Origin of the sequence: Flavobacterium sp. (assembly GCF_043779715.1) — a bacterium.
In the GTDB taxonomy this organism is placed as follows: Bacteria; Bacteroidota; Bacteroidia; order Flavobacteriales; family Flavobacteriaceae; genus Flavobacterium.
Genome location: NZ_JAYWDT010000094.1, coordinates 1 through 3,963, shown reverse-complemented (window position 1 = coordinate 3,963; position 3,963 = coordinate 1). Strand labels below are relative to the sequence as shown.

Sequence of the window (3,963 nt, the reverse complement as noted above, 5' to 3'; positions counted from 1 at the left end):
AACTGCATCAGGTTCAGAGGGTAAAATCTCAGCCTACGTTTGTAGACACCCCTAAAGTGTATGACAAATGTAGTATTTATTTATATATAAAATAATTTTATAGGAAGAATTATAACTGACTTATCTATACCTTATATTGTTAAATTTCAGTTTATTTTTTCTTCAAAATCAAACCTAATAAAGTAATAAAAACTCCTGAAATCATTAAAAAATTAGATATTAATGAGTTTTTATCATAAGTAGCTAACATTTCTTGGGATGCATCTTGAAATGGAATTCCTGCAAAAAAAGTATCAAATAGGATTCCAATAATTAAAAATAAAATACCAATCGTAATGATTATTTTTTTAGATTTTCCCATAATACATTGCTTTTACAATACCATCTGATAATCCAATTTTCGGAACATAAATTTTAGTGGCGCCACTCCATTTCATGGCTTTTAGATAAATGCTTAATGCAGGTATAATTACGTCGGCACGGTCTGTATTAAGTGCTAATTCGGCAATGCGTTGTTCGTAAGTTAATGAATTTAAATATTGATATTGTGTATTTAAATACATATAAGATAAGGGTTTTTCTTGCAGTTTTCCTGACAATTTAAAAATCTTGTTTATGTTTCCGCCAGAACCAATTAATGTAATATTCTCATATTGTTCGGTGTTGGTTTTTATCCATTTTTCAATTTCTTCCCAAACAATATCATTTACCATATTATTTAGCAAACGAACGGTTCCGTTTTTGAATGATTTTGAAACAATCATTTTTCCATCAGAAAACAAAGAAAATTCGGTACTTCCACCACCAACATCTACATAAAGATAGGTTTGCTCGGTTCTTATAAATTGATGCAAATCGGAAGAAGCAATAATGGCTGCTTCTTTTTTTCCATCAATAATTTCAATTTTTACGTCTGCTTTTTTCTTAATAATTTCTGCCACTTCTTTTCCGTTATATGCCTCACGCATAGCAGATGTAGCACAAGCCTTATATTGTTCTACTTTATATACTTTCATTAGTAATTTGAAAGCTTTCATCGCATCGACCATGCGGTCTATATTTTCTTCGGTGATTTCTCCAACGGTAAAAGCATCTTGCCCCAAACGAATAGGTACTCGAATTAAAGCACTTTTATTAAACTGTGTTTCTTTACCAACTTGTTCTACAATATTAGTAATCAAAAGTCGCATGGCGTTTGATCCTATATCGATGGCGGCATATTTTTTTATTGAAATCATTTCTTCTTGTTGATTTTGTAAATCGTTAATTTGGTTAATCGCTTTGTTGATTTTTTTTATTCGGTTAAACGATTAACCGATTAAACAAATCAACGAATCAACAATTAAACTTTTTCAGCAACTACTTCAATTTTATCTCGGTAATAATTATACGTTTCCAGTTGTGCTCTAAAAATTGGGTTATCACCTCGCATACGATATTTATTATCTAATTTTTCTGAATGATAACGGACTTTTACGTTTCCTTTCCAACCAATATCGAAAGTATCAATCAACTCTTTTTTGATACCTTCGTCATAAATTGGGCAAGTAATCTCTACTCTTGTATCTAGATTTCTGGTCATAAAATCGGCAGAAGAGATATAAACTTCTGGTTCGTTATTATTACAGAAAATATATACTCGCGAATGTTCTAGATAATTATCTACGATAGAAATGGCTTCAATATTTTCGCTCATTCCTTTTACACCGGCTATTAATGAGCAAATTCCTCTTATTATTAATTGTATTTTAACTCCTGCTCTACTGGCTTCATATAGCTTATCAATCATTTTATTGTCTGATAGGCTATTCATTTTTAGTTTTAAAAATGCTGGTTTTCCTAAACTTGCATTCAAAATTTCTCTATCTATTAGTCTATTAAAACGAATTCGAGTATAATGTGGCGATACAATTAAGTGTTTATATCGGTACACTCGATAATTTATTTGAAAAAACTCGAAAACCTTAGATACATCTTTCAAAATTTGTTGGTGTGCTGTAAACAATGTCACATCGGTATAAACTTGGGCTGTGGATTCGTTAAAATTTCCTGTAGAAATAATACCGTAACGTTTTAGTTTCCCATCATCAATACGTTCTATAAGACAAACTTTGCTGTGTACTTTTAGTCCTTTTACTCCAAAAATAAGTTCGATTCCTTCGGTTTGCATTTGTTCTGCATAGGAGATATTACTGGCTTCATCAAAACGGGCTTGCAATTCGATTTGAACGGTTACTTTTTTTCCATTTTTAGCAGCGTTTATAAGAGAACTTACGATTTGAGAGTTTTTTGCTAATCGGTACAATGTAATTTTTATGGCTGATACTTTTGGGTCTAAAGCAGCTTCTCGCAAAAACTTAATTATATATGAAAATGACTGATATGGCGCATTTACTAAATAATCTTTTTGTTCTATTTTTTTTAGAATACTTCCTTCAAGACTTAGTCCTTCAACAGGAAGTGGCAAATTGGTTTTATATAACAAATCATATCTTCCTAGATTTGGAAAATCCATATAATCCCGACGATTGTGGTATCTTCCGCCAGGAATAATACTTTCTTTAGCATCAATTTCCATGTTGCGAAGAAAGAATTTTAAGGTATCTTTATCAATAGTTTGATCGTAAATAAAACGTACTGGTTCTCCTATTCGTCGGTCTTTTACACTTGAAGATATTTTTTCGATAAAACTTTTATTCAAATCACTATCAAGCTCTAATTGTGCATCACGAGTAATTTTTATCATGTGAGCAGAGATACTTTCGTAATCGAAAATATTGAAAATATTATGTAGATTATAACGAATTAAGTCGTCTAAAAGTATAATATGCTGTTTTTCATTCACCGAAGGTAAAACCACAAAACGGTTGATGGTTTTAGGAATTTCGATAACTGCATAACGAATTTCTTTCTTAATTTTAATCTTTTCAAGAATAGATGAAGTTTCCTTTGGTTTCATCACCAATTTTATGGCTAAATACCCCGAAGTATCTTTAAGTAAAGGGAATTCCGCTAAATCATTTAAGATAATTGTTACCAATGCTGGACTCACTTTTTGAATAAAAAAATCTTTTACAAAACTTTCTTGTTCTTTAGAAATTTCGGTTTCATTGATAATATAAACGTTCTGATTTTCTAGTTCTTTTTCGATATTACTTAAAATCCTCAAGCTTTCCGATTGCTGATCGATTACGATTTCGGTAATTTCTTTTAGTAATTTTTGAGAAGTGATTCCGCCCAGAATTTTCTCTGCAGTTTCTCCGGCCAAACTCAATCGGCGGATTGCTGCGTAGCGAACTCTAAAAAATTCATCTAAATTATTTGAAAAAATTCCCAAAAACCGCATTCTGTCTAACAACGGAACTCGTTCATCTGCAGCTTCTTGCAAAACTCTAAAGTTGAAAGCTAGCCAACTTTTTTCTTTATCTATATATCTGTTTTCAGTAATTATCATTAATCTATTTCTTTAGGAAAAATGGTTCGAATTGTTTTTCCTTTATTAATATCTTTCCAGCTATTTTGCTCAAATTGTAAGTAAACAAATCCTGCTGTTGGAACGTTTGTTATGTATTTATCTCCAAATTTATTAACAAAATTTGTAATTGCCTCATTATGTCCGAAAAGAATTAGGTTTTCTACCTCATTTGGGCATTTTTTTATTTCTTTTTCGAGTTGGTTTTCATCGAAAGTATAAAGATTGTCTTTAAATTCTATTTTATTTGCATCTAAAAGCGCTTGTTTGCAAAATAATAATGCGGTTTGAGATGCTCTAACAGCATTACTACTCCAGATTACGTATTTATTAGGTAAAAATTCTTTTGCTATTTCTGCTACTTTCTGGATATTTAGAATTCCGGCTTCGGTTAGTGTTCTTTGAATATCTAAAACTGGCAAATCCCAACTTGATTTCGAATGTCTAACTAAAATTAATGATTTCATATATTAACTGTAATTAATTAAGTG

At 30.8% G+C, this 3,963-nt stretch carries 4 protein-coding genes; all 4 read right to left on the bottom strand.

Annotated elements, in window-relative coordinates:
* Positions 1–151: 151 nt before the first annotated feature.
* A complete protein-coding gene (locus ACH2BG_RS04750; protein ID WP_395046575.1) occupies positions 152–361 on the bottom strand; it encodes a hypothetical protein in 210 nt (69 codons plus the stop codon).
* On the bottom strand, positions 348–1,238 hold the full coding sequence (locus ACH2BG_RS04745; RefSeq protein ID WP_395046574.1) for a Ppx/GppA phosphatase family protein: 891 nt from the start codon (positions 1,236–1,238) through the stop codon (positions 348–350). The genes ACH2BG_RS04750 and ACH2BG_RS04745 overlap by 14 nt, the downstream gene beginning before the upstream one ends.
* Positions 1,239–1,342: 104 nt before the next feature.
* The gene (gene ppk1 / locus ACH2BG_RS04740) at positions 1,343–3,454 is read right to left on the bottom strand and encodes a polyphosphate kinase 1 (RefSeq protein ID WP_395046573.1); all 2,112 of its coding nucleotides are present in this window, start codon (positions 3,452–3,454) and stop codon (positions 1,343–1,345) included.
* Positions 3,454–3,939: a SixA phosphatase family protein gene (locus tag ACH2BG_RS04735; protein ID WP_395046572.1), complete on the bottom strand. Its 486-nt coding sequence runs from the start codon at positions 3,937–3,939 to the stop codon at positions 3,454–3,456. Before ACH2BG_RS04735 ends, ppk1 begins: the two co-directional genes overlap by 1 nt.
* Positions 3,940–3,963: the final 24 nt, after the last annotated feature.